This is a genomic window from Paraburkholderia largidicola, assembly GCF_013426895.1.
Classification (GTDB): domain Bacteria; phylum Pseudomonadota; class Gammaproteobacteria; order Burkholderiales; family Burkholderiaceae; genus Paraburkholderia; species Paraburkholderia largidicola.
Genome location: NZ_AP023174.1, coordinates 3,557,151 through 3,583,864, shown reverse-complemented (window position 1 = coordinate 3,583,864; position 26,714 = coordinate 3,557,151). Strand labels below are relative to the sequence as shown.

The following is a 26,714-nucleotide window of genomic DNA, read 5'->3' as shown; positions in this document are numbered from 1 at the left end:
ATGAGCAAGGACAAAGACCGCGCAATCGTTGTCAAGCGCGCAGCGCCGAAGAAGGGCGGCCATCACGGCGGCGCGTGGAAGCTCGCGTATGCGGACTTCATGACGGCGATGATGGCGTTCTTCCTGCTGATGTGGCTGCTGAGCTCGGCATCGACGGTGCAGTTGAAGGGCATTGCCGATTACTTCAACCAGCCGCTGAAGATCACGCTGTGGGGCGGCGACCGCAGCGCCGTCGATTCGAGCCAGATCCCCGGTGGCGGGCGCGACATCTCGACCGACAAGGACGGCATCACGCGTCAGACGGACGGTTCGACCAATCGCGCCGAACACACGGCCGCGCGTGCCGACGACCAGGCGCTGCAGCAGTTGCAGGGCGCCGTCGAACGCCGCGAGCAGGTGCGTCTGCACGACCTGCAGGTCAAGCTGATGGCCGCGATCGAAGCGAACCCGGTGCTGCGCCAGTTCAAGCAGCAGATCCGCATCGATTCGACGCTGCAGGGCTTGCGCATCGAGATCGTCGATACGCAGAAGCGTCCGATGTTCGCGACCGCGCAGGCCATCGTCCAGCCGTACATGCACGACATCCTGCAGGCAATCGGCAATACGCTGAACGACGTGCCGAACCGCATCGTCGTGCAGGGCCACACGGACGCCGTGCCGTACGCCGGCGGCGAGAAGGGTTACAGCAACTGGGAATTGTCGGCGGACCGCGCGAACGCATCGCGCCGCGAGCTGATCGCGGGCGGCATGGACGAAGCGAAGGTGCTGCGCGTGCTCGGCCTCGCGTCGACGCAGAACCTGAACAAGGCCGATCCGCTCGACCCGGAAAACCGGCGCATCAGCATCATCGTGTTGAACAAGCGTTCGGAAGACGCGCTGATGCAGGACGACTCGACGTCGACCACGCTGTCGAACGACGCGGCGGGCGCGAACAAGCCGCTCCTGCAAAAGATTACCCAGCCGGTTTCACCACCCGCCGCGCAACCTGCGTCGCCGCCCGCCAAAGCGCCGCACGCGATGCAAAAGGACGCGGAGCAAACCAGCGCGGTCGCACAGCGCGCGGCGGAACCGGCTGAAGCAGCGGACAAGAGCGCGGCGCCTGCAACGGCGACGCAGTGACAGATAGCGGATAACGGACGCGCCGATGGCGGCGCGACCTCGATCCATCGTGAGCGCAGTGAGGATTGAATGATCAGGCACATTCTGGCAATCGACGATTCGGCATCGATGCGGCAAATCCTTGCCGCGACGCTGACGGATGCCGGCTATCAGGTGACGCTCGCGGCCGACGGCGACGAAGGGCTCGAAAACGCGCTGGCGATGCCGTTCGATCTCGTGCTGACCGATCAGCACATGCCCGGACGGACGGGCCTCGATCTGATCGCCGCGCTGCGCGGCAACCCCGCATACCGCGACACGCCGATCCTGGTCCTCACGACCGAATCCGGCGAGCCCTTCAAGGCAGCGGCGCGCGATGCGGGCGCCACAGGTTGGATCGAAAAACCGCTGGACCCCGACATGCTGACCGAGCTGGTCGCAGCGCTCGCCTGAGCGCGGCAGCCAGCAGGCAGCAACCGATACATGGAAGTGGCATAGCAGCCAGGACTCTCGCGGTGACACACGCATGACTCTCGACATCACTCAGTTCTACCAGACGTTCTTCGACGAAGCGGACGAGCTGCTCGCGCAGATGGAGCAGCTGCTCCTGAACCTGGACGTCGGCCATCCCGATCCCGAAGATCTGGCCGCCATCTTTCGCGCGGCACACTCGATCAAGGGCGGCGCGGCCACCTTCGGCTTCACGGCGCTGACCGAGACGACGCACATTCTCGAATCGCTGCTGGACCGCGCGCGCAACAACGAGATCGTGCTGCGCAAGGACATGATCGACACGTTCCTCGAAACCAAGGACGTGCTCTCGGGCCAGCTCGCCGACTATCGCGCGAGCGCTGAGCCGGATGCGGCCATCGCCGCCGCGATCTGCGCGAAGCTCGAACAGCTCCATAAGGAAAGCAGCGGCGCGGCGCCCGCAGCAGCAGCGGCGCCTGCCGCGGCTGCGCCGGAAGCCGCAGCCGTGCAAGGGCATACGCCGGAGCACGTGGTCGAACAGGCCGAACAGGCAGTAGAAGCCGCAGGCGTTTGGGCAGATAACGAACCGGCACAGACCGGCGCTGCTTCATCCGATGCGGCTGCAGGACCCCATCTGAAAATTACGCTACGGGGCGTTGGGGAAAAGGACCAGGAACTGCTCACCGAAGAGTTGGGCAACCTGGGCCGTATCGTCGGACAGGTGAAGACGGGCAGCGATATCACGCTGTGGCTGGAATCCGATGTGTCGTCCGACGATATCGTCGCCGTGTGCTGTTTCGTGATCGACGAAAGTCAGATCGTGATCGGCCGCGGCGCAGCGCCGGCAAACGGTGCGGAACAGGGTGCGCCTGGAGCATCCGAAGCCGCGACCGAGCCGGCGAATGCGGGGGGCATGGCGAGCGGCGGCGCGGGGGCGCCGGCCGCTGTCGTGCAGGCGCCTGCTGCGCCGGCGCCTGTCGCCGCACAGCCGGCTGCGCAGCCCGCGGCGGCGCAAGCCGCAGTGCAACCCGCCGCACAAGCGGCGCCTGTTCCGGCCGAGGCCGCAATCGTTACACCGGCCGCCGCAGCCGCGACTGCGCCCGCCGCGCCGAAGGCCGCGCCTGCATCCGCCGAAGGCGATCGCAAGGCGCGTCCGGCAGCCGCCGCGAATGCGGGTGAAGGCAGCTCGATCCGCGTGGGCGTCGAAAAGGTCGACCAGCTGATCAACCTGGTCGGCGAACTGGTGATCACGCAGGCGATGCTGGCCGAAACCACCAGCACGTTCGACCCGGCGCTGCACGACCGTCTCTTCAACGGCATGGCGCAACTGGAGCGCAACGCGCGCGATCTCCAGGAAGCCGTCATGTCGATCCGCATGATGCCGATGGATTACGTCTTCAGCCGCTTCCCGCGTCTGGTGCGCGATCTGGCGGCGAAGCTCGGCAAGCAGGTCGAACTCGTCACCTTCGGTCAGGCGACCGAACTCGACAAGAGCCTGATCGAGCGGATCATCGACCCGCTGACCCACCTCGTGCGCAACAGTCTCGACCACGGCATCGAAACGGTCGAAGCGCGCAAGGCGGCGGGCAAGGATTCGACGGGCCAACTGGTGCTGTCGGCCGCGCATCACGGCGGCAACATCGTGATCGAAGTGAGCGACGACGGCGCGGGCCTGCGCCGCGACAAGATTCTCGCGAAGGCCGCCAAGCAGGGCATCACCGTCAGCGACACGATGACGGACGACGAAGTCTGGAACCTGATCTTCCTGCCGGGCTTTTCGACGGCGGAGCAGGTGACGGACGTCTCGGGCCGCGGCGTCGGCATGGACGTGGTGAAGCGGAACATCCAGTCGATGGGTGGTCACGTCGAAATCACGTCGCATGCGGGCAAGGGCAGCACCACGCGCATCGTGTTGCCGCTCACGCTGGCGATTCTCGACGGCATGTCGGTCAAGGTGGGCAGCGAGATTTTCATTCTGCCGCTGAACTTCGTGATGGAGTCGCTGCAGCCGCGCGCCGACGATATCTACACCGTCGCGAATGGCGAGCGCGTCGTGCGTGTGCGCGGCGAATATCTGCCGCTCGTCGCGCTGCACGAAGTGTTCTCGGTCGAAGACGCGCGCACCGATCCGACCCAGGGCATCGTCACCATCATGCAGACGGAAGGACGACGCTTCGCGATGCTGATCGACGAACTGGTCGGCCAGCAACAGGTGGTGGTGAAAAACCTCGAAACGAACTACCGCAAGGTACACGGCATTTCCGCTGCGACCATCCTCGGCGACGGCAGCGTCGCGCTGATCGTGGACGTGGCGGCACTGAACCGCGAGACGCGCGCGTCGCATAGTGCGTCGCTGGCGCTCGCCTGACATTGAAACTGAAACTCAACTCATCCCAACCGTTTGGGGGCTAACGTGGCAGAAGTCCAATCCATCAATTCGAACGGCGTAGCCGGTTCGATCGGCCGCCGCGACGCGCAAGCCGACGCGAGTGGTCAGGAATTCCTGATCTTCACGCTCGGCGCCGAAGAGTACGGCATCGACATCCTGAAGGTGCAGGAAATCCGCGGCTACGACAGCGTGACGCGGATCGCGAACGCGCCGGAGTTCATCAAGGGCGTGATCAATCTGCGCGGCATCATCGTGCCGATCGTCGATATGCGTATCAAGTTCCACCTCGGTCGCGTCGAGTACGACCATCAGACGGTGGTGATCATCCTGAACGTTGCGGGCCGCGTGGTCGGCATGGTGGTGGACGGCGTCTCGGACGTGCTGACGCTCGCTATCGACCAGATCATGCCCGCGCCGGAATTCGGCGCGACGCTGACGGCGGAATATCTGACGGGCCTCGGCACGGTCGACGGCCGCATGCTGATCCTGATGGACATCGAAAAGCTGATGACCAGCCGGGAAATGGCCTTGACGGAAACGCTCGGGAAGTAAGGCAGGCAGAAACGACAGCCTCGCATAGGATGGAAGCCACGCGCGAAAGCGCCAACTTCCATCGGCAGAATCAGGGAGCAAAACAATGCTGAGCAGATGGTCGATCCGCACGACGCTGACCGTCGTAGGGATCATTCTCGTTGGGCTGACGGTGATCGTCGGGGCGCTCGGGCTCACCGCGCTGAGCCGTTCGGGCGACGCGCTCGACACCATGACGCACGGCGACATGGTCGCGATCCGCACGCTGAACGACTCGGGTTCGTTCCTGCTGCGCTCGCGCGTGTCGCTCGACCGCGTCAACGCGCTGACAGCGGCAGGCGAGATCGAGCAGTCGAAACAGGTGCTCGACCGCGCGGCCGAACTGCTCGGCAAATCGAATGAGAACTGGCAGGCGTTCCTGAACACGCCGAAGAACGGCATCGATCAGTCGCTGATCGACGCCGTGGTCGCGAAGCGCACGGCGCTCATCAACGACGGCGTGAACCCCGAGTTCACGGCGCTCCGCGCAAGCGACCTGTCCGGCTATCACGCGATCGCCGATACGAAGATCAGCCCGATGTTCGTCGCCTACGACAACGCCGCGTCGCCCGTGGTCAAGGCACTGCAGGCGCACGCCGAACAGCAGCAGGCGGACACCGTCGCGCAGATGTCGATGCTGCGCGCGGCGATCATCGGCGTCATCGTGGTTGCGCTGGTGCTGGTGGTGGCGATCCGCTTCGCGCTGCGCGGCATGATCGTGCAGCCGCTGGACGATGCCGTCACGTGCTTCGAGCGCATTGCGAAGGGCGACCTGTCGCAGCACATGGACACGTCGGGCACCAATGAAATCGGCCGCCTGTTCAAGGCCGTCAAGGCGATGCAGGACAGTCTGTCGACGATGATCCGGGCGGTGCACACGAGCGTCGAGTCGATCGACACGGGCGCGCGCGAAATCGCAATGGGCAACACGGACTTGTCGCAACGCACCGAGCAACAGGCGGCGTCGCTGCAGGAAACGGCGTCGAGCATGGAACAGCTGACGGGCACCGTAAAGCAGAACGCCGACAACGCGCGCCAGGCGAGCCAGCTTGCCGTGAACGCGTCGGACATCGCGACGCGCGGCGGCGAAGTGGTGGGCCAGGTGGTGAGCACGATGCAGGGTATCGCGACCAGCTCGAACAAGGTCGTCGACATCATCAGCGTGATCGAAGGCATTGCGTTCCAGACCAACATCCTCGCGCTCAACGCAGCCGTCGAAGCGGCGCGCGCAGGCGAGCAGGGCCGCGGCTTCGCGGTCGTCGCCGGCGAAGTGCGCAGCCTCGCGCAACGCAGCGCGAGCGCGGCGAAGGAAATCAAGGAACTGATCGGCGACTCGGTCGACAAGGTCCAGAGCGGCTCGGCGCTCGTCGGCCGGGCGGGCACGACGATGGACGAGATCGTGCAGGCCGTGCGCCGCGTGACGGACATCATGGGCGAGATCAGCGCGGCGTCGGAAGAGCAGTCGGGCGGCATCGAGCAGGTCAACCGCGCGGTCGTGCAGATGGACGAAGTGACGCAGCAGAACGCGGCGCTCGTCGAACAGGCTGCCGCTGCGGCGGCGTCGCTCGAAGAGCAGACGCGCTCGCTGCAGACGGTGATCGGACAGTGGCGCGTGAGCGGCACGCAGCAGACGGCGAAAGCGGTCCCGACGGCCAACACGGCGAAGAGCCGCGTGAAGGCGGCCGTCGCGCAAGCGAAGCCGGCGCAAGCGCAGCCTGCCGTCGCGAAGGCGGAAGCGGCAGTTCATACGCGCGCTGAACCGGTGGCGCGCAAGGCAAGTGCCGCGGCGGCCGAACCGGCGCCGCGCCAGACGGCCGTGGCCTCCACGTCCGATGCCGACTGGGAAACGTTCTGAAGGACGGTGGATCGAGATGCGAACGCCCGGCACATCGTCCCGTGATGGACGTTTCAGCGCGACGCGCCGTGAAGGCGCGCGTGCAGCAGCCTGGAGCGGGATGTGGGCAGGGCAGTGGGACCAGGTAGAACAGAAGGCCGTGGCGCTGGCGACAGCGCATGCAACATCGCAAGCAGTATCGAAGGCAACAGCGGCATTGGCGGGATCGACGGGCGGTGCGGCGCTCCTTATGGCAGACGGAAGACATCATGATGGCAACGCGCGCGCAATCACGCCCTGAACGGGCAGAGCCGGGAAGATCCGGCGAAACGGCACGCGACTTCGAGTTCACGTCGGCGGATTTCGCGCGGATTCGTGAGCTGATTCATCGCAGCGCAGGCATTTCGCTGTCCGACCACAAGCGCGACATGGCGTACAGCCGACTCGCGCGACGACTGCGCGCACGCGGGCTCGACTCGTTCCGCCAGTACCTCGACATGCTCGAGGCGGACAACGATCCCGCCGAGTGGGAAGCGTTCACCAACGCGCTCACGACCAACCTCACCGCGTTCTTTCGCGAAGCGCATCACTTTCCGATCCTCTCGGAGTTCGTTGCGCGCCGGTCTGCGCCCGTGTCGGTGTGGTGCTCGGCGGCATCGACGGGTGAGGAGCCGTATTCGATCGCGATGACGCTGATCGAAGCGCTCGGCGACCATGCCGCGCGCCAGGCAACGGTGCTCGCCACCGACATCGACACGCAGGTGCTGGCAAAGGGTGAAGCGGGCACGTACCAGTTCGACCAGGTCAAGCACCTGTCGCCGGAACGGCTCAAGCGCTTCTTTTTGAAGGGCACGGGCGCGCACGCTGGAATGGTGAAGGTGCGCCCCGAAGTGCGCGCGATGATCCGCTTCGAGCAGTTGAACCTGACGGATCGCGATTATCGGCTGAACACGCAGTTCGACGCGATCTTCTGCCGCAACGTGATGATCTATTTCGACAAGCCGACGCAAGGGCAAGTGCTGTCGCGCTTCGAGCCGCTCGTGAAGCCGGGCGGCCTGCTGTTCGCCGGGCATTCGGAGAACTTTACGTACGTCACGCAGGCGTTCCGTCTGCGCGGACAGACCGTCTATGAACTGACACGCGATGCGGGCGCTGCGACGGCTGCCGGCCGCGCGGCTCAGCGTGCGACGAGCGGGGTGCCAGCATGAGCAGCACCCTGCCGATCGCAACCAACCTGTATTACGACAACCACTTCCAGCGCCCGGGCGTGAAGCTGTTGCCGAACGAGTTCTACACGACGAGCGAAGACATGGTGCTCGTCACCGTGCTCGGCTCGTGCGTGGCGGCGTGCATCCAGGACCGCACGGCGGGTATCGGCGGCATGAATCACTTCATGCTGCCCGATGACGGCGCCGACGTCGCGCAAGCCGCATCCGACTCGATGCGCTACGGCGCGTACGCAATGGAAGTGCTGATCAACGAACTGATCAAGGCGGGCGGCCGCCGCGAACGGTTCGAAGCCAAGGTGTTCGGCGGTGCCGCCGTGCTGGCCGGCATGACGACGATGAACATCGGCGACCGCAACTCCGAGTTCGTGCGCCGTTACCTTGCGCTCGAAAAAATTCGCATCGTCGCCGAAGACCTGGAAGGCAAGCATCCACGCAAAGTTGCGTTCATGCCGCGTACCGGTCAGGTGATGGTGAAGAAGCTGCGTCTTCAGCAGGAGGAAGGCGTCGCGGAACGCGAACAGGCGCTCGCCCGGCAATCGGCCGAACAGCGCGCCGAGCGGCTCGCGAAAGCACGCGCGCGCGTCGAATTGTTTTCGTCGCCCGCTGCCGCGAAGCCGCGCATCGAGCTGTTCGGCTCGGGCGGATCGGCGGGAGCCAACCAGGCTTCGGGAACGGGCGCCGCGCGCCCGGCTGGCGCGAAGCCGCGTATCGAACTATTTGGCGCCACCGCGCGCCCGACCCAACCAAATAACGCCAGGACAGTAGAGGAGGCGTGAGCACTGTGCAAAAGATCAAAGTATTGTGCGTCGATGATTCGGCGTTGATTCGCAGCTTGATGACGGAAATCATCAACAGTCAGCCTGACATGACGGTCGTCGCCACCGCGCCCGATCCGCTCGTCGCGCGAGATCTCATCAAGCAGCACAACCCCGACGTGCTCACGCTCGACGTCGAAATGCCGCGCATGGACGGCCTCGACTTCCTCGAGAAGCTGATGCGCCTGCGTCCGATGCCTGTCGTGATGGTGTCGTCGCTGACCGAGCGCGGCTCGGAAATCACGCTGCGCGCGCTCGAACTGGGCGCCGTCGATTTCGTCACGAAGCCGAAAGTCGGCATTCGCGACGGCATGCTCGACTACTCGGAAAAGCTCGCTGACAAGATTCGCGCGGCGGCCCGCGCGCGCGTGCGCCAGGCCGCGCCGGTGCAGCACGCGGCAGCCGCCGCCGGGCACGCCGGCGCCGCGGCGCATGCTGCATCGCCGGCACCGCTGTTCAACAATCCGCTCGTGTCGACGGAAAAGCTGATCATCGTCGGCGCGTCGACGGGCGGCACGGAAGCGATCCGCGAAGTGCTCGTGCCGCTGCCGCCCGATGCGCCCGCCGTGCTCATCGCGCAACACATGCCGCCCGGTTTCACAAAATCTTTTGCACAACGCCTTAATGGTTTGTGCCGGATTACCGTTAAAGAGGCAGAGCACGGCGAACGCGTGCTGCCCGGTCATGCGTATATCGCGCCCGGCCACGCTCACTTGTTGCTCGCCCGTAGTGGGGCCAACTATATTGCGCATCTGTCAGACGACCCGCCGGTCAACCGGCATCGTCCGTCTGTCGATGTGTTGTTCCGCTCGGCGGCGCAGCATGCGGGGAAGAACGCTGTCGGCGTGATTCTCACAGGCATGGGACGCGACGGCGCGGCGGGCCTGCTGGACATGAGGAAAGCGGGCGCGTACACGCTCGCGCAGGACGAAGCGAGCTGCATCGTGTTCGGCATGCCGCGCGAGGCGATCGCGATGGGCGCCGCGGACGAAATCGCGTCGCTGTCGGAAATGAGCCGGCGCGTGATGGCACGTTTGTCCGCAATGGGCGATCGCGTTCAACGCGTATGATGCGAGCCTCGGCGCAAATTTGAGATAAGCCGAAGACCACCGCACGATCTGGATTGGGGAAAAAGGAACAGGAAATGGATAAGGGAATGAAGATTCTGGTTGTGGACGACTTTCCGACGATGCGCCGGATCGTTCGCAATCTGTTGAAGGAACTGGGCTACTCGAACGTCGACGAAGCGGAAGACGGCGCGGCGGGTCTTGCGCGTCTGCGCAGCGGCGCTTACGAGTTCGTGATTTCCGACTGGAACATGCCGAACCTGGACGGCCTCGCGATGCTGAAGGAAATCCGCGCGGACGCGACGCTGTCGCATTTGCCCGTGCTGATGGTGACGGCCGAATCCAAGAAGGAAAACATCATTGCGGCGGCTCAGGCTGGCGCAAGCGGCTATGTGGTGAAGCCGTTCACGGCTGCGACGCTCGACGAGAAGCTCAACAAGATTCTCGAGAAGATGGCAAAAACCGGGAGCTGATGTGAACCCACCCATCGACGAGCAAGGCGCCAGGGAAGACGGCACCGACCTCGCTACCGACCGCATCCTTGCCCGCATCGGACAGTTGACGCGCACGTTGCGCGATTCGATGCGCGAGCTGGGGATCGACAAGCATGTCGAGCGCGCGGCGGAAGCGGTGCCGGATGCTCGCGACCGTCTGAAGTACATCGCGACGATGACCGAGCAGGCGGCCGAACGCGTGCTGTCGGCGATCGAAGTGGCGAAGCCGATGCAGGAGCAGTTGCAGCAGGACGCGGCGGAACTCGATGCACGCTGGGAGCAGTGGTATGCGGCGCCCATCGAGCGCGAGGAAGTGCGGGCGCTGATGAACGACACGCGGACGTTTCTCCGCGGGGTGCCGGAGCTGACTACTGCGACGAACGCGCAGATGCTCGAGATCATGATGGCGCAGGACTTTCAGGATCTGACGGGCCAGGTCATCAAGAAGATCACGGATGTTGTTTATCTGATCGAGCAACAGCTGCTCGGGGTGCTGATCGACAATATTGCTGCCGAGCGGCGGGAGCAGTTTGCTGCTACGGCGCAGCAGCTCGTGGCTGAGGCGCAGCATGAGGCTATTTCGCCGACTGGCAGTCCGGAGAGTTTGCTGAATGGGCCGCAGATCAATCCTGAAGGCAAGGCCGATGTCGTGCAGGATCAAGGGCAGGTTGATGATCTGCTAGCTAGTCTCGGGTTTTGATTTTTTTTGTCTTGCGATGTTGGGTGGGGTGCTTGTGATTTTGCTGGCATCCGCGGTTTGCTTCTGGTTCGCAAGCGTTGCCCCTGTGCGGGGCGGCACCTACTTTTCTTTGCCGCCGCAAAGAAAAGTAGGCAAAAGAAAGCGGCTCACACCGCCAGTTCTAGTATTTGCCTGAGGGCCCCCAAAGGTTCTTACGCTTCACACGGCAACGCGCCAGTCGGCGCCCGTTGCCAACGTTCTCCCTGTACGCCTCACCCGCTTCATGCCCCCGCGCCACTGCACGCGGTGCCAGATAGTCCACGGCCGCCCAGGTGGCAAACTGTGTGTAGGCCCCTTGTGCTCCACACGCCTCACTTCGGACCGATAGCGCACGCGCTCCACCCTGTAAGAGCGCCAGGCTACACGACGCGACAACCTACACACCGTTTGCCACCTGGGCGGCACATACCATTTGCTGCCGCTGGCTCTTGTGTGGGTGTTTAAAGCGGGTGAGGCGTTCTTTCGAAGCGCTGGCAACGAGTACCAGCCAGGGGCACGGCCGTGTGAAGGGTGGGGACGTTGGGGGCCCGTGGATAGGAACAAGGATTGGCGGTGTGAGCCGCTTTCTTTTGCCTACTTTTCTTTGCGGCGGCAAAGAAAAGTAGGTGCCGCCCCGCACAGGGGCAACGCTTGCAGCACGCTAACAAAACGCGGATGCCAGCAGCAAACCAGGCGAACCATGACGTCGCAGACAACCAAAATCAGGTGCCGCCCCGCACACGGGCAACGCTAGCAGACCAATCACATCAAGCGGATGCCACAGCAAACCCAAAGCAAGCCGCACCAGGCGCCACACCCCCAAGAACCCCAAAAAACCGTCACTGACACAAACCACTGGCATACTACCCCCAAGGGAGACGGCCGCGCGCCACAACCGCGGCCCCAATACGCATAACGCGCGTCTGCACGCGCCATGCTGCTTTGCTCCCTGAATCAACAAGCCGGGCCCGCGAATTGCGGGCGATTGTCCGCTGACGATTGTGGGAGGCACACAACCATGTCGATCCGCTTCAGCCGTGCTGTGTTTGCTTCAGCTCTGGGATTCTGCTGTTCGCTGTCCGCCGTGCTCATTCCCCTACCCGCGCACGCCGCGCTAGGTGGAGATCCAATGACGCCGCCCGCCGGATCGAGCGAAACCACGCGCACCATTGCCGCGCCCTCGTCGAATGGCACTGCCGTGATGCGCAGCGCGTCGTCGGCCAGTTCGGGCGCTACCACTTCCACCTCTTCAACCAGCGCATCGGCCTCCTACTCCGTGCGGCAAATGACGCTCGGCAACGGCACGGTGATCCGCGAATACATCTCGTCGGCAGGCAGCGTGTTCGGCCTTGCATGGAGCGGGCCACAAATGCCCAATCTGTCCGACCTGCTCGGTAGTTATTTCCCACAGTACGTCGCAGGCGTGACCAGCGCGCGCCAGCTGCGCGGCGGCGGCCACGGCCCGGGTATCGTGCAGGACAGCGGACTCGTCGTGCATTCGGGCGGCCATATGGGCGCGTTCTCCGGCCAGGCCTATCTGCCGCAGGCATTGCCCGCCGGCGTGAACGGCACCGACATCCAGTGACGACGGGAGATCCATCATGCGATTTGCGTTGAAGATCGAAGCATGCGTCAACGTCGTGAAGGCCGTGCTCGCCGTGTCCGTCGTCGCGATGACGGCATTGGTCGCGGGCTGCGGCGGCGGGGGCGGCGATTCGTCGTCTTCGTCGAACAACAGCAACAACAATAGCGGCCCCAACCAGCAACCGATCGCCGCGAATGCGGCCAACACGGTGGGTGTGACCGTCGCGCGGGGCGTGGCGGGCATCATCAACATACCGACCGTCAGCGTGACGGTCTGCGCGCCGAATTCGACGACAAACTGCGCAACGGTCGACAACGTGCTGCTCGACACCGGCTCGTTCGGCTTGCGCGTCGTCAACTCGGCGCTCGGCTCGATTGCGAACTCGCTGCCCATCCAGCAGGCGACGGCAGGCGGCCAGCTCGCCGAATGCACGCACTTCGCGGACGGCTTCACATGGGGCACGACGCGCACTGCGACCGTAAAGATCAGCGGCGAGGTGGCGAGCAACATCCCGATCCAGGTCATCGGCGACATGCCCGACTCGACTATTCCGGCAAGCGGCTGCGTGAACGGCGCCAACGAAAACTCGGCCAGTGCGCTCGGCGCGAACGGCATTCTTGGGCTCGGCGTGGCGCCCGTCGATTGCGGCGTGGCCTGCTCGGTCCAGGCCAATGTCGCGCAGTTCAGCAACTATTACGCATGCCCGAACGGAACGAACTGCACGCGCACGCTGGCCGAGACCGCGAAACAGGTCGCTAACCCGATCCCGAACTTCCCCGTCGACAATAACGGCGTGATCGTGCAGATGGCGCCGATTTCGTCGAGCGGCGCGGCGACGGCGACGGGAACCGTCGTATTCGGCATCGGCACGCAGTCGAACAACGGCAATGCATCCAGCACGACCTATACGACGGATGCATCCGGTGACCTCGTCAACAGCACGTTCAACGGCACGACGATCCGCACGTTCATGGATTCGGGCTCGAACGGCTATTTCTTCACGGACAACTCGCTGGCGATGTGCGGCGGCAACCTGGCGTCGTTCTATTGCCCAGGCTCGACGCAGTCGCGCACCGTGAACCTCGTCGGCGCAAACGGCGCGACGGGGGCGCTGACGATCAACATCGCGAACGCGCAGACGCTGCTCAGCAACGCCAACAACTACGCGTTCAACGATCTCGGGGGCAGATCGGCTCGCTGAGCGCGTTCGACCTCGGGTTGCCGTTCTTCTTTGGGCGCTATGTGTATTACGGGATCGACAAGCGCGCGACGGGTGGCGCGGCGCCATTCGTTGCGTTCTGACGCCGCCGTTTCCCGGCCGGGTTTTGATGACGGCGCGGGCGGCCCGCTTCCGGGCGGGCCGCCGCGCGCGACGCCTGCCCGCGAACCCGGCGGCGCGCCCTTGCGCCGCCCATCGGTTGAAATACCCCGGTTTCCCCGCCCTTATCCGCCAATCGCCGCTCGACGTCTGCAGGAATAATCGCTCTCACTGAAAAAGGGCATGGTGCCCAGCCCAGCTGGAGAGCGCATTGGCAGAGGATAGCGACCTCGAAAAAACCGAATCAGCCACTCCCCGGCGCCTGGATAAGGCGCGGGAGGAAGGGCAGGTTGCGCGTTCGCGGGAGCTGGCGACGTTCGCGCTCGTCGCGGCCGGGTTTCTCGGCGCGTGGGGCATGTCCGGCATGATCGGCGAGCACGTGCAGACGATGCTGCGTACGGCCTTCACCTTCAACCACGAGACGGTCTTCGACACGAAGCGCGCGCTGACGAATGCCGGCTCCGTGGCGCGCGAGGGCGGCCTCGTACTGGCGCCGCTGCTCGTGCTGACGGGCCTCGCCGCGCTGCTCGCGCCGATGGCGCTCGGCGGCTGGCTGCTGTCGACCAAATCGCTCGCGCCGAATTTCGGGCGCCTGAACCCCATCACCGGACTTGGCCGCGTCTTTTCGATCAACGGCGTGATCCAGCTCGGCATGTCGATGGCGAAGATCCTCGTGGTCGGGGTGATCGCTGCGACGGCGATCTGGCACCGGCGCGACGACATGCTCGCGCTCGCGACGCAGCCGCTGCACATCGCGCTGTCGAATGCCGGGCATCTGGTGGCCGTGTGCTGCGCGATGACGGTCGCGGGCATGTTCGTGATCGCGGCGCTCGACGTGCCGTATCAGCTGTGGAGCTTCCACAAGAAGCTGCGCATGACCAAGGAAGAAGTGAAGCGCGAGCACCGCGAAAGCGAAGGCGATCCGCACGTGAAGGCGCGCCTGCGTTCGCAGCAACGCGCGATGGCGCGGCGCCGGATGATGGCGAACGTGCCGAAGGCGGACGTCGTGGTGACCAACCCGACGCACTTCGCGGTCGCGCTGCAATACACGGACGGCGAAATGGGTGCGCCGAAGGTGGTCGCGAAGGGCGTGAACCTGGTGGCCGCGCGCATCCGCGAACTGGCCGTCGAGAACAACGTGCCGCTGCTCGAAGCGCCGCCGCTCGCGCGGGCGCTGTATCACAACGTCGAACTGAATCGCGAGATTCCGGGCGCGCTGTACGGCGCCGTCGCGGAAGTGCTCGCGTGGGTCTATCAGCTGCGCCGCTTCAAGGAAGACGGCGGCGTCGCGCCTGTCGCGCCGACGGATCTCGAAGTGCCGCCGGAACTGGACAAGGGCGGCGTGTCGGACGACGACGCCGACCAGGAAGCTGCCGATTCGCTCGGCGGCGACAATCAAAGTAATGGAGTATCAGCATGAACGCCCGCGCAGGTTTCCTTTCACGACGGCCGGACGCGCTGAGCGGCACGAACTTGCGGGCACTGGCGGGCCCGCTGCTGATCTGCATGATCCTCGGCATGATGATCCTGCCGTTGCCGCCGTTCCTGCTGGATCTGCTGTTCACGTTCAACATCGCACTGTCGATCATGGTGCTGCTCGTCAGCATGTACACCATGAAGCCGCTCGATTTCGCGGCCTTCCCGAGTGTGCTGCTGTTCTCGACCTTGCTGCGCCTGTCGCTGAACGTCGCGTCGACGCGTATCGTGCTGCTCGAAGGCCACACCGGGCCGGGCGCGGCGGGTGCGGTGATCAAGGCGTTCGGCCACTTCCTCGTGGGCGGCAACTTCGCGGTCGGTATCGTCGTGTTCGTGATCCTCATGGTGATCAACTTCATGGTGATCACGAAGGGCGCGGGGCGTATCGCGGAAGTGTCCGCGCGTTTCACGCTGGATGCGATGCCCGGCAAGCAGATGTCGATCGACGCCGACCTGAACGCCGGCATGATCAACGAAGACCAGGCGCGCAAGCGCCGTCTGGAAGTCGGGCAGGAAGCCGAGTTCTACGGCTCGATGGACGGCGCGAGCAAGTTCGTGCGCGGCGATGCGATCGCCGGCCTGCTGATCATGGTGATCAACATCATCGGCGGGCTGATCGTGGGCGTCGTGCAGCACGGCATGGACTTCGCCGACGCGGGCAAGACCTATACGCTGCTGACCATCGGTGACGGCCTCGTCGCGCAGATTCCGTCGCTGGTGATTTCGACGGCGGCGGGCGTGATCGTGTCGCGCGTCGCGACCGACGAAGACATCGGCACGCAGTTGACGGGCCAGCTCTTCACGAATCCGCGCGTGCTGATGATCACGGGCTCGATCCTCGTGCTGATGGGGCTGATCCCCGGCATGCCGCACTTTGCGTTTCTGCTGCTGGGCGGCGGCGCGATCCAGCTTGCCCGCGTGATGAAGAAGCGCGCGACGCAGAGCAAGACGTCGACGGCGCTGGCCGAAGTGGCGCCGCAGGCGCTCACGCCGGCGGAAGGCTCGGAAGCCAGCTGGGACGACGTGACGATGATCGACGCGCTGGGGCTCGAGGTTGGTTATCGGTTGATTCCGCTCGTCGACAAGAACTCGGACGGCGAACTGCTCAAGCGCATCAAGAACATCCGCAAGAAGTTCGCGCAGGAAATCGGTTTCCTGCCGCCTGTCATTCATATCCGTGACAACCTGGAACTGCGGCCGAACGGCTACCGGATTGCACTGAAGGGCGTCGAAGTGGGGGTGGGCGAGGCGTATCCGGGCCAGTGGCTCGCGATCAATCCTGGTCAGGTGACGGCGGCGCTGCCCGGCACCCCGACCACCGATCCCGCGTTCGGCCTGCCGGCGATCTGGATCGACACGAATCTGCGGGAGCAGGCGCAGGTGTATGGCTACACGGTTGTGGACTCGAGCACGGTGGTCGCGACGCACCTGAACCACCTTGTTGTGACGCACGCGGCGGAACTGCTCGGCCGCCAGGAAGTGCAGGCGCTGATCGAGCGGATGCAGAAGGATGCCGCGCCGCTGGTTGATGATGTCGTGCCGAAGATGTTGCCCGTTGCTACCTTGCAGAAGGTGCTGCAGAACCTGCTGGAAGAGGGGGTGCCGATTCGCGACATGCGGACGATTCTCGAAGCGCTGTCGGAGCATGGTTCCAAGATTACCGATCCGCATGATCTGACGGCTGCGGTGCGGCTTTCGCTTGGGCGCGCGATTACGCAGCAGTGGTTCCCGGGCAATGGCGATATCCAGGTCATGGGACTCGATGCGCATCTGGAGCGGCTGTTGACGCAGGCGCTTGCGACGGGGGCGAATCCGGGTCTTGAGCCGGGCCTCGCCAATACGCTTTTGATGGAAACGCAGAAGGCGATGACGCGGCAGCAGAATATGGGGCTGTCGCCGGTGATGCTTGTGCAGCATTCGTTGCGGGCGATGTTGGCCAGGTTTTTGCGGCGTAGTTTGCCCCAGTTGAAGGTTCTTTCTTATGCTGAGGTGCCGGATACGCGGCACGTGCGGGTCGTTAATGTGATTGGAACGTAAGGTTTTTTTGGTTTGTCTGCGACGCTGGGTGGTTTGCTGTTTGGTTTCGCTGGCATCCGCGGTTCGTTAGCGTGCTTCAAGCGTCGCCCCTGTGCGGGGCGGCACCTACTTTTCTTTGCCGCCGCAAAGAAAAGTAGGCAAAAGAAAGCGGCTCACACCGCCAGTTCTAGTGTTTGCCTGAGGGCCCCCAAAGGTTCTTACGCTTCATACGGCAACAAGCCAGTTCGCGCCCGTTGCCAACGTTCTCTCGGTACGCCTCACCCGCTTCATGCACCCGCGCCGCTGCACGCCCTGCCGGGCAGTCCGCCGCCGCCCAGGTGGCAAACTGTGTGTAAGCCCAAGTGCTTCACACGCCTCACTTCGGACCGGTAGCACACGCGTCCCACCCCGAAAGAGCGCTCCCGTCTGCGACGCGACAACCTACACACAGTTTGCCACCTGGGCGGCACATACCATTCGCTGCCGCTGGCCGTTGTGCGGGTGTCTGAAGCGGGTGAAGCGTTCATTCAAAGCGTTGGCGACTGGCACCGGCCAGGGCACTGCCGTGTGAAGCGTGGGGGCGTTGGGTGCCCGTGGACAAGAACAAGAGCTGGCGGTGTGAGCCGCTTTCTTTTGCCTACTTTTCTTTGCGGCGGCAAAGAAAAGTAGGTGCCGCCCCGCACAGGGGCGACGCCTGAAGCACGCTAACAAACCGCGGATGCCAGCGAAACCACAAGCAGACCACGCAGCTCGCGCAGCAACAAAAAAACACTCCCCGGTATGCCCGTGCCGCAAAAGGCACACAACCAAAACCCAAACCGGGAACCGGCAAACCCTCCCCATTGCCCGAATTGCCAGCGTTTCACCTTCTTTATTGCCCGATAGCCAATAGACGTCTCCCGCAATAATTCATCTCATCGGGAATCGGTATGTCGCCGGACCGGGCAGCTCATCGGAGAACAGCTTGAACATTCGCAAATTTGTCGGTGCAACGAGTCGTGACGCGCTGCGTCTCGTCCGCGAGGCATTGGGCTCCGATGCAGTCGTGCTGTCGAACCGTACCAACGAGGATGGCAGCGTCGAAATCGTCGCCGTCGCCGACCGCGATCTGAGCGCCATCGCACCGCGCAGCCAGGAAGGCGCCGCCAGCCAGGGCGCAGGCCCGAACACGGCAGCAGGCTCCGCACGCCCCCTGCTGCCCTCGGCGTCGTCGATGCCCGTCAACAACCCGTACGCGAGCGGCATGCCCGACGTGTTCTCGTCGGTGTTCGGCGCAAGCCCCGAAGCCGGCACGGAACGCATGCCCGCGGTCAGCGAAGAAAAGGCCGGCCCGCAAGCAGCATCCGCCGAAAGCGCGGCAGTCGAAAGCCCGGCAGCCGCAGCGCGCCCAAGCGACGACGTGCGCGTCGACCTGCGCAGCGAAACGCCCGCCGCATCGGCGAAAGCCACCGCGCCCGCGATGCCCGAAGCACCGGCCCGTCAGCGCACGATGGCCGAAACGAACCCCTGGCTGATCGATCACGCACGCCGCATCGCGACGAAGGACGTGGTCCACGCAGCCAATCCGACGATGACGCCCGCCGCTGCGATGGCACGCGGCCTGGGCACGCCCGTCGATGCAGGCAACGAAGAAGCAAAGCCCGACTGGGCTCGCGAAGCCGCGCAACTCGCCGCGCGCCGCGCCGCGCAGAAGAACAACCCTCCGACGATGGCCGACGGCGCAGGCGACATCAACACGGCGCGCGACGGGCGCAAGAACGCCGCCGCCGCCGACATGACGCCGAAGCAGGCCGCCGCGCTGACGGAATCGATCAAGTCGCGCATCGAGCAGATGGTCAACGAGACCGTGATGCAGGAGCTCACTTCCATGCGCGGCATGATGGAAGAGCAGTTCGCGGGCCTCGTGTGGGCCGATCGCCAGCGCCGCAGCCCGACGCATGCAGCGTTGACGCGACATCTGTTCGCCGCCGGCTTCTCGGCGCAGCTGGTGAAGATGGTGATCGACAACCTGCCCGAAGTCGAAGGGATGGACGAGGGCATGGAGTGGGTCAGGACGGTGCTCGAATCGAATGTGCCCGTGATGGAAAACGAAGACGCGCTGATGGAGCGCGGCGGCGTGTTCGCGCTGATGGGCCCGACGGGCGTCGGCAAGACCACGACCACGGCCAAGCTCGCCGCGCGCTGCGTGATGCGCTTCGGCGCCAGCAAGGTCGCGCTGCTCACCACCGACAGCTACCGGATCGGCGGTCACGAGCAACTGCGCATCTTCGGCAAGATTCTGGGCGTGTCGGTGCATGCCGTGAAGGACAGCGCCGACCTGCAACTGGCGCTCTCGGAACTGCGCAACAAACATATCGTGCTGATCGACACGATCGGCATGAGCCAGCGCGACCGTCTGGTTTCGGATCAGATCGCGATGCTGTGCCGCGCCGGTCAGCCTGTGCAGCGCCTGCTGCTGCTGAACGCGACGAGCCACGGCGACACGCTGAACGAAGTCGTGCAGGCCTATCAGAACGCGCCGGACCAGCAGCCGCTCGCCGGCTGCATCCTGACCAAGCTCGACGAAGCGACCAACCTGGGCAGCGTGCTCGATACGGTGATCCGCTACAAGCTGCCCGTGCACTACGTGTCGACGGGACAGAAGGTGCCGGAGAACCTGTACGTCGCGACGAAGAAATTCCTCATCAAGAGCGCCTTCTGCATTCCGCGCGAGAACTCGCCTTTCGTCCCGCAGGACGAGGACGTGCCGGCGCTGCTGTCGGCCCTGTCGGCCCGTTCGACCGCCGATCTGCACGAGGTTCGCTTTGGATAAATTCGTGCTGGACCAGGCTGAAGGACTGCGGCGTTTGCTTGCGCGCTCCGGCTCGCGGGTCATAGCGGTCGCAGGTGGCTCGCACGGCGTAGGCGTGACGACGACGGTGGTGAACCTCGCCGCGGCGCTCGCCGAGCAAGGCAAGGATGTGCTCGTCATCGACGAAAGTCTTGGCGAGCGTTCGGTGAGCGCCATGCTGGGCGGCGTGCGCAACGTGGGCAATGTCGCTGCCGTGATGCGCGGCGAGATGACGCTCGACGAAGCGGCCGGACGGCATTCGCTGGGCTTCGCGGTGCTCAATGCGTCGCGCGGCAATCGCGACAGCTGCACGCGCGAGCAGATGAGCGTGGTGCTGAGCGGACCGGCAGATGTGGTGCTGATCGATGCGCAGGTGGACCGAGAAGGCTCGCTGTCGGCGCTCGCGATGCAGTCGCACGACGTGATGGTGGTGACGCGCGTTGCGGCGCAGGCGATCACCGATGCGTATGCGTGCATGAAGCGCCTGCACTTCGCGCATGCGATCGCGCAGTTCCGCGTGCTCGTGAATCACGTGCAGAGCGTGGCCGATGCGCATACCGCGTTTGAGAACCTGGCGGGCGTGGCGGGGCGTTATCTCGCTGTGTCGCTTGAAGATGCCGGCTGCGTTGCAGCCGATCCTTTGATGGCGCGAGCCATGGAGTTGTCGCGTTGTGTCGTCGATGCTTTCCCATCGGCACCTGCTGCGCGTGATTTCCGTCATATCGCAGCCGAACTGCAGTACTGGCCGATGCGGCCAGCGATTTCGTCACGGACGCATGGCGTGCCGCCGACGACCGTAACAGCGGCGCAATTCGCCGATCAACCGTCAGCGCAGCACGCGTGAAGGCAAGGACAAGGGGAGCACGATGTACAACGCTCAAGGAAAAATTTCGCAAGCCGAGGTTCTGACGAAGTACGCACCGCTGGTGCGCCGTCTCGGTTTGCAGCTCGTGGCGAAGATGCCGGCAAGCGTCGATCTCGACGATCTGATTCAGGCGGGCATGATTGGTCTGCTGGACGCGGCGAGCCGCTACAAGGAAGACCAGGGCGCGCAGTTCGAGACGTACGCGAGCCAGCGGATTCGCGGCGCGATGCTCGACGAGCTGCGCAGTAACGACTGGTTGCCGCGGAGCTTGCGGCGGACGTCGCGCGAGGTCGAATCGGCCGTGCATCAGGTTGAGCAGTCGCTCGGGCGCTCGGCGAGCGAGACGGAGATTGCTGAGCATCTGAAGATGCCGCTCGATGAGTATCAGTCGATGTTGCAGGATCTGCACGGCAGTCAGTTGATCTATTACGAAGACTTCGATCGATCGGCCGATGATGAGCCGTTTCTGGATCGGTACTGCGTTGATCATTCTGATCCGTTGTCGGCATTGCTGGATGAGTCGCTGCGCGGGGCTTTGGTTGAGGCGATTGACCGGTTGCCCGAGCGGGAGAAGCTTTTGATGTCTCTCTATTACGAGCGTGGGCTGAATTTGCGGGAGATCGGCGCGGTGATGGAGGTCAGCGAGTCGCGGGTTTGTCAGTTGCATTCGCAGGCCGTTGCACGGCTTAGGACTCGCTTGCGCGAGCAGGCATGGGCTTCTGCCGAAACTAGCTAATGCGCTTTTGATTTTTGCCCTGCGGGCTGCTGGTTTTTTTGCTTCCTCTTTTTCTTCTTCGAGAGCCGATCTTTTATAGGTCGGCTTTTGTTTTTTGGGTTGTCTGCGGCGCTGGGTGGTTTTTTTGGCCTTTTCGCTGGCATCCACGATTTGTTAGCGTGCTTCAAGCGTCGCCCCTGTGCGGGGCGGCACCTACTTTTCTTTGCCGCCGCAAAGAAAAGTAGGCAAAAGAAAGCGGCTCACACCGCCAGTTCTTGTATTTGCCTGAGGGCCTCCACAGGTTCTTACACTTCACACGACAACCACGTGATCCACGTTCGTTGCCAGCGCTCTTGCAGTGCGCCTCACCCGCTTCACGCTCCCGCAATACAGCACGCCGTGCCAGATAGTCCACGGCCGCCCAGGTGGCAAACTGTGTGTAGGTTGTCGCGTCATATAGCTTGGCGCTCTTACATGGTGGAGCGTGTGCGCTTTCGGTCCGAAGTGAGGCGTGTGGAGTACTACGGCCTACACACAGTTTGCCACCTGGGCGGCGCATACCGTACGCTGCCGCTGGCCCGACTACGGATGTTTGAAGCGGGTGAGGCGCTTATTCGAAGCGTTGGCAACGAGCACTGACTGGGGCACTGCCGTGTGAGGGATGGGGACGTTGGGGGCCCGTGAATAGGAACACGGGCTGGCGGTGTGAGCCGCTTTCTTTTGCCTACTTTTCTTTGCGGCGGCAAAGAAAAGTAGGTGCCGCCCCGCACAGGGGCAACGCTTGCGAACCAGAAGCAAATCGCGGATGCCAGCGCAAACGCACAGCAAACCACCCAGCGTCGCAGACAAGCAAAAACCAAAACCAAAAACCAAAAAGCCGATACTCTCAACGAGCACCGGCCAAGTAAAAACCAAAAAAAACGGGGATAAAGAAGGGGGAGAACCCCTTCAAAAAAACTCACATTCCAAACGCTGGAACCCGCCCATCGGGCCCATACAACGCGCCTCGCTCGGGCCCAACAGCCACGTTCAGAGCGGCGAGCGCCCGCCGGTTGTACTCCATGCGAGTACGAATCAAAGCACCATTGGTCGTATTGAACCGCCGAGCCCGCTCAACAGCCTTCTGCAACAAAGACCACTGCGTCGCCAGACGAGAATCAGCAGCAACAGCCAGCTCCATCCCCTTCCATCCCGCCGGATACCCCAACTCAGCGAGTTGCGAATCTCGCGCCTTCTCCAGCGTGGAGAGCCGCTCCACCAGCTCCATCTTCTTTTCGACGATGGGCGGCAGCGTGTCGATGGGATGCACCGTGGTCAGCGCCCTCTCCTCGGCAGCGAGGACAGAAGCAAACAGCTCCACAGCGGAATATTCGTCGATGACGGTGGCAAGCAGGGCGTCTTTCATCACAAAGCAACTCGCTAGGCACCGGCTCGCGCAACACGCAAACCGGATTTGTCACAAATACCGCCCGGCACACGCCGCACCGTCCATCGGTGCGTCCATCAGTTGCCGGACGACTGGCTCTTCTTCTGCAACAGGTCGCGCGCCGTCGCCAGCACGCCATCGGCGATCTTGCCGGAGTCGATCGTCAACGTACCGTTTTTGATCGCCTGCTTGATCGACTCGACATGCGCCGTGTCGATATCCGACGAACCGGCGCTCGCGAGGCTGTGCAAATGCGACGACAGCCCCGACAGATTCACATTGGCGTCGCCCGACGCGCCCGTGGCCGTCGACGTACCTGCGCCGCCCGTCGTGGCGGCGTCGCCTTGCTGCGTGCGCTGCAGCCCGTCTTTCAACGTCTGCAGGCCTGAATGGGTAGTGGAATCAACTTTCACGATTGGCTTCCTGAACGATTTGAATGAATTAACGGCATTCACCCATCGAACTTTAGGTCAATCGATCCGACACGTTTTTCAAGTTGTAACCACCGGTAACACCCGTCAGAGCTGGATCACGACGGTTCCGCCGTCCTTCACGATGCCCTGGATGATCTGCCCATTCGCCGTCTTCACCCGCACCGGCTGGCCCGGCGACGCGTTGTTCATCGCGCTGCCTTCCGACGAAATCGCAAAACCGTCACCCTGCGCTACCACCTTCACCGATTGACCGATCGTCACCGAGTCCGCGCTCTTCAGCATGTCCCGGCGCAGCGGCAGCCCCGCCGACACCCGCATCAGCGACACCGAACCGACAGCCTGCGCCGGATCGGTGATGACGGCTTGCGGCAGCAGCGTCAGGTCGCCATCGCGGGCGATGAGGTCGGCGGCGGACAGCAGCTCGCCCGGCGCAATCGAGCGCGAAGCGAGAAAGTAGGTCGCGTGGATCGACACCTTGGCCTGCAGATACAGCGTCCACGGATGCTCGCCCGAGCAGCGCACGCCGACCGTCGTGCGGCCCCAGACGCGCGCGCCCGTCGGCAGGAACGGTTCGAGCGTCGTGCACGCGGCAAGGCCGCGCGGAAACACCGTCGCGACGGTGATGTCGACCTTGCCCGGCAATCCCGCCGACTGCTGTTGCAAATACGCAAGCGCGGCGCGGCGGATCGCTTCGCCGTCCTGCTGTCCGGCCGGTACGGGCGCCGCCGGTTGCGCGGCGGCCTGAGCCTGAGCCTGAGTCTGCGCGGCAGCAGGCGGCACCGCGGCCGCGGCGCGCAACTGCGCCGCTGCGGCAGTGCCGGTAGCGGGATTCACCGCAATCGGCTGAACACCCGCCGTCGGTCGCGCTGCGGCCTGAGCCGGCGCGACCACGACGGGCATCACCTGACGCGATGCCGGTTGCAGGCTGACGCGCATCATGCCCGGCGCACCCGCATTCACAATCCTGTTGGCAGGCGCGGCGGCAACACCTTGCTGCGCCGACGTCTCACCCGCGCCCGGAATCACGATCGCGCCATCCGCATGCGCGGCTTTCGCGAAACGGTCCGCCTCGTCGCGAGGATTCGCGGCGAGCGTTGCAGGCGCAACCATCGGCGCCGGCACACTCGCGCGCGGTGCTGCGGCGGGCGCAGGCGTGTTGATCCGCTCCGCCAGTGCCTGCAGATCGGCGGGGTTCTTCTCGCCGGGTCCGGCAATGACGATCGGTCCGTTGTTCTCTTGCGCATGCGCAATGGATGCGGCCGCGCAAGCGCTGACCAGCGCCATCGCCGACAGCGTCCGGGCAGCACGCGCGCCCGGACGGCGAGCATCGCGTGAAGCGGTGACGGGCAAGGGCATGGTCTGACTCCTTCATTGATGCATAGGTACGAATCGCATTCTAGAGATCGCGCCTCCCGTGCAAACGGTGAATAGAGGCGTCCTTCCCCGGCTATTCGTCCGATTAAGACTTGCGCACCGCCCGCACAATTCACCACATGCAAAAAGGCCATCCCGGCCAACGCAGTCGAAACGCTTCTTACCGAACAAGGCGAATCGTCGGCGCGAAACGGGAAGCCACGGACCGTTCCACGGAGAACCCAATGCTGGACAAACTCGATGCCGAATTTGCCTTTGGCCGCCAGGCGCTCGATGTGCGCGCCTATCGGCAGGAACTGCTGTCGTCGAATATCGCGAACTCCGATACGCCTGGCTACAAGGCGCGCGATGTCGACTTCGCTTCGTCGCTCGCGGGCGCGCTGAAGAAAAGCGGCGGCTCGACGGCGGGCGCCTCGAACAACGCGCCGCTCGCGATGACGCAGCCGGCGGGTGTGTCGCAAGGCATGTCGATGGCCGCGACGGAGCCGGGCCACATGACGGGCAAGGCGCGCCTCATTCCGACAGGCGGTCCGGCCGACGACTTCGGCAAGGTGGGCTACCGCATTCCGTCGCAGCCTTCGCTCGACGGCAACACGGTCGATCTCGACGCCGAGCGCGTGCAGTTCGCCGACAACTCGCTGCACTTCGAGTCCGGCATGACGGTGCTGTCGCAACAGATCAAGTCGATGCTGTCGGCGATCACGTCGAACGGTTAACGACATGGCGCCGCCTTCCATATAGAGGGCAGCGCGCTGGATCAACGCTAAAAACCAACAACGCTACGGGATTAGACGCCGGTGCGCCGGCAAGAGAGGTCGAAAGCCATGCCATCCCTGATGAACATTTTCAACGTCGCCGGTTCGGCGATGTCCGCGCAAGCACAACGCCTGAACGTGACTGCGTCGAACCTCGCGAACGCCGACAGTACGACGGGCCCGGACGGCAAGCCGTACAAGGCGAAGCAGGTCGTGTTCGCCGTCAATCCGATCGGCGGCGCGCGCACGGGCTCGGGCCAGCAGGTCGGCGGCGTGCAGGTGACGGGCGTCATCGACGACCCGACGCCCATGAAGACGTCCTACGACCCGGGCAACCCGGCCGCTGACGCAAACGGTTACGTCCAGATGCCGAACGTCGACCCGGTGCAGGAAATGGTCAACATGATTTCGGCCTCGCGCTCTTACCAGGCCAACGTCGAAACGCTCAACACCGCGAAACAGCTGATGCTGAAGACGCTCACGATCGGAACCTGAGGAGAGTTTCCTTGACTACGCAATCCACAATCGGCAACAACGGCGCGACTGTTTCGCAGACGTTGCTCGATACGATGAACGGCACGAGCAGTGCGTCGTCGTCATCGAGCTCGTCGTCCAGCGCGACGTCGGGCAGCGACCTGCAGAACACGTTCTTGCAGCTGCTCATCGCGCAGATGAAGAACCAGGACCCGACCAACCCGATGGACAGCTCGCAGATGACCTCGCAGTTGGCCCAGATCAATACGGTGACGGGTATCGCGCAGCTGAACACGTCGCTGACGTCGCTCGCCACGCAACTGACGACGAACCAGCAGACCCAGGCCGCGAGCCTCATCAGCGCCACGGTGCTCGCCCCGGGCGACAGTTTCTCGGTGGCATCGGGCAAGGCAACGGGCTTCGGCGTCACGCTCGCGAACGACGCGACGGACGTGCAGGTCACGGTCAAGAACTCGGCCGGCCAGATCGTCAACACGATCGACCTCGGCAAGCAGTCGGCAGGCACGATTCCGATCGGCTGGACGCCCGTCGACACGGCCGGCAACGCGCTGCCCGACGGCACCTACACGTTCACCGCGAGCAGCACGACGGCAAACGGCACGGCTTCGCCGGCCACGCTGTCGGCGGCCACGGTGCAGGGCGTCATCAAGCAGCCGGACGGCACGCCGGGCCTCGTCCTCTCTAACGGCAAGACGGTCGGCCTGACGTCGGTCGCCGCCATCATCTAAACGCATTCAGCT

Annotated in this window: 22 protein-coding genes and 1 pseudogene; 20 read left to right on the top strand and 3 right to left on the bottom strand. The window is 64.1% G+C overall.

Annotated elements, in window-relative coordinates; all coding sequences use genetic code 11:
* From motB to PPGU16_RS15895, 17 genes and pseudogenes are all read left to right on the top strand, one after another.
* Positions 1-1,119 (top strand): flagellar motor protein MotB, encoded by a 1,119-nt coding sequence (gene motB, locus PPGU16_RS15975; RefSeq protein WP_180720978.1) that lies wholly within the window; start codon positions 1-3, stop codon positions 1,117-1,119.
* A gap of 69 nt (positions 1,120-1,188) precedes the next feature.
* Positions 1,189-1,551, top strand: a complete 363-nt coding sequence (locus PPGU16_RS15970; protein WP_042305151.1) for a response regulator — start codon at positions 1,189-1,191, stop codon at positions 1,549-1,551.
* Positions 1,552-1,624: 73 nt separating this feature from the next.
* The gene (gene cheA / locus PPGU16_RS15965; protein ID WP_180720977.1) at positions 1,625-3,937 is read left to right on the top strand and encodes a chemotaxis protein CheA; all 2,313 of its coding nucleotides are present in this window, start codon (positions 1,625-1,627) and stop codon (positions 3,935-3,937) included.
* A 45-nt stretch (positions 3,938-3,982) separates the two neighbouring features.
* Positions 3,983-4,510, top strand: coding sequence for a chemotaxis protein CheW (locus PPGU16_RS15960; RefSeq protein ID WP_180720975.1), 528 nt, complete (start codon positions 3,983-3,985; stop codon positions 4,508-4,510).
* An 85-nt stretch (positions 4,511-4,595) separates the two neighbouring features.
* A complete protein-coding gene (locus tag PPGU16_RS15955; RefSeq protein ID WP_180720974.1) occupies positions 4,596-6,383 on the top strand; it encodes a methyl-accepting chemotaxis protein in 1,788 nt (595 codons plus the stop codon).
* 248 nt (positions 6,384-6,631) lie between these two features.
* Complete coding sequence (locus PPGU16_RS15950; RefSeq protein ID WP_180720972.1) at positions 6,632-7,570, top strand: CheR family methyltransferase; 939 nt, start codon at positions 6,632-6,634, stop codon at positions 7,568-7,570.
* Positions 7,567-8,367: a chemoreceptor glutamine deamidase CheD gene (gene cheD, locus PPGU16_RS15945; protein ID WP_180720970.1), complete on the top strand. Its 801-nt coding sequence runs from the start codon at positions 7,567-7,569 to the stop codon at positions 8,365-8,367. The genes PPGU16_RS15950 and cheD overlap by 4 nt, the downstream gene beginning before the upstream one ends.
* A 5-nt stretch (positions 8,368-8,372) precedes the next feature.
* Positions 8,373-9,476 (top strand): protein-glutamate methylesterase/protein-glutamine glutaminase, encoded by a 1,104-nt coding sequence (locus PPGU16_RS15940; RefSeq protein ID WP_180722648.1) that lies wholly within the window; start codon positions 8,373-8,375, stop codon positions 9,474-9,476.
* Positions 9,477-9,550: 74 nt separating this feature from the next.
* Entirely contained in the window at positions 9,551-9,946 is a 396-nt protein-coding gene (gene cheY / locus PPGU16_RS15935) for a chemotaxis response regulator CheY (RefSeq protein ID WP_028364056.1), read from the top strand.
* A 1-nt stretch (position 9,947) separates the two neighbouring features.
* Positions 9,948-10,667 carry a protein phosphatase CheZ gene (gene cheZ / locus PPGU16_RS15930; RefSeq protein WP_035987522.1) on the top strand — a complete coding sequence of 240 codons (720 nt, stop codon included), beginning with the start codon at positions 9,948-9,950 and terminating at the stop codon, positions 10,665-10,667.
* Positions 10,668-11,703: 1,036 nt separating this feature from the next.
* Positions 11,704-12,270 (top strand): DUF2844 domain-containing protein, encoded by a 567-nt coding sequence (locus PPGU16_RS15925; protein ID WP_180720969.1) that lies wholly within the window; start codon positions 11,704-11,706, stop codon positions 12,268-12,270.
* Positions 12,271-12,286: 16 nt separating this feature from the next.
* Positions 12,287-13,572: pseudogene (locus tag PPGU16_RS15920) on the top strand (DUF3443 domain-containing protein).
* Positions 13,573-13,799: 227 nt separating this feature from the next.
* Positions 13,800-15,008, top strand: coding sequence for a flagellar biosynthesis protein FlhB (gene flhB / locus PPGU16_RS15915; RefSeq protein WP_180720967.1), 1,209 nt, complete (start codon positions 13,800-13,802; stop codon positions 15,006-15,008).
* Positions 15,005-17,101 carry a flagellar biosynthesis protein FlhA gene (flhA, locus tag PPGU16_RS15910; RefSeq protein ID WP_180720966.1) on the top strand — a complete coding sequence of 699 codons (2,097 nt, stop codon included), beginning with the start codon at positions 15,005-15,007 and terminating at the stop codon, positions 17,099-17,101. Before flhB ends, flhA begins: the two co-directional genes overlap by 4 nt.
* Before the next feature lie 943 nt (positions 17,102-18,044).
* Positions 18,045-19,892: a flagellar biosynthesis GTPase FlhF gene (gene flhF, locus PPGU16_RS15905; protein WP_180720964.1), complete on the top strand. Its 1,848-nt coding sequence runs from the start codon at positions 18,045-18,047 to the stop codon at positions 19,890-19,892.
* Positions 19,885-20,754: a nucleotide-binding protein gene (locus PPGU16_RS15900; RefSeq protein WP_180720962.1), complete on the top strand. Its 870-nt coding sequence runs from the start codon at positions 19,885-19,887 to the stop codon at positions 20,752-20,754. The genes flhF and PPGU16_RS15900 overlap by 8 nt, the downstream gene beginning before the upstream one ends.
* Before the next feature lie 22 nt (positions 20,755-20,776).
* Positions 20,777-21,511, top strand: a complete 735-nt coding sequence (locus PPGU16_RS15895; protein ID WP_028364064.1) for an RNA polymerase sigma factor FliA — start codon at positions 20,777-20,779, stop codon at positions 21,509-21,511.
* Between the two features lie 937 nt (positions 21,512-22,448).
* Here PPGU16_RS15895 and PPGU16_RS15890 read toward each other — a convergent pair.
* The 3 genes from PPGU16_RS15890 to flgA all read right to left on the bottom strand — a co-directional run bounded on the left by PPGU16_RS15890 (position 22,449) and on the right by flgA (position 24,706).
* The gene (locus PPGU16_RS15890; RefSeq protein WP_180720961.1) at positions 22,449-22,895 is read right to left on the bottom strand and encodes a flagella synthesis protein FlgN; all 447 of its coding nucleotides are present in this window, start codon (positions 22,893-22,895) and stop codon (positions 22,449-22,451) included.
* A gap of 98 nt (positions 22,896-22,993) precedes the next feature.
* On the bottom strand, positions 22,994-23,329 hold the full coding sequence (gene flgM / locus PPGU16_RS15885; RefSeq protein ID WP_180720959.1) for a flagellar biosynthesis anti-sigma factor FlgM: 336 nt from the start codon (positions 23,327-23,329) through the stop codon (positions 22,994-22,996).
* A 105-nt stretch (positions 23,330-23,434) separates the two neighbouring features.
* A complete protein-coding gene (gene flgA / locus PPGU16_RS15880; protein ID WP_180720958.1) occupies positions 23,435-24,706 on the bottom strand; it encodes a flagellar basal body P-ring formation chaperone FlgA in 1,272 nt (423 codons plus the stop codon).
* 242 nt (positions 24,707-24,948) lie between these two features.
* On the opposite strand from flgA, the gene PPGU16_RS15875 reads away from it, so the two are divergent.
* From PPGU16_RS15875 to PPGU16_RS15865, 3 genes are all read left to right on the top strand, one after another.
* Positions 24,949-25,440 (top strand): flagellar basal body rod protein FlgB, encoded by a 492-nt coding sequence (locus PPGU16_RS15875; RefSeq protein WP_180720956.1) that lies wholly within the window; start codon positions 24,949-24,951, stop codon positions 25,438-25,440.
* A gap of 108 nt (positions 25,441-25,548) precedes the next feature.
* Positions 25,549-25,974: a flagellar basal body rod protein FlgC gene (flgC, locus tag PPGU16_RS15870; RefSeq protein ID WP_180720954.1), complete on the top strand. Its 426-nt coding sequence runs from the start codon at positions 25,549-25,551 to the stop codon at positions 25,972-25,974.
* An 11-nt stretch (positions 25,975-25,985) separates the two neighbouring features.
* Positions 25,986-26,702 carry a flagellar hook assembly protein FlgD gene (locus PPGU16_RS15865; protein ID WP_180720953.1) on the top strand — a complete coding sequence of 239 codons (717 nt, stop codon included), beginning with the start codon at positions 25,986-25,988 and terminating at the stop codon, positions 26,700-26,702.
* The last annotated feature ends 12 nt before the right edge of the window (positions 26,703-26,714 follow it).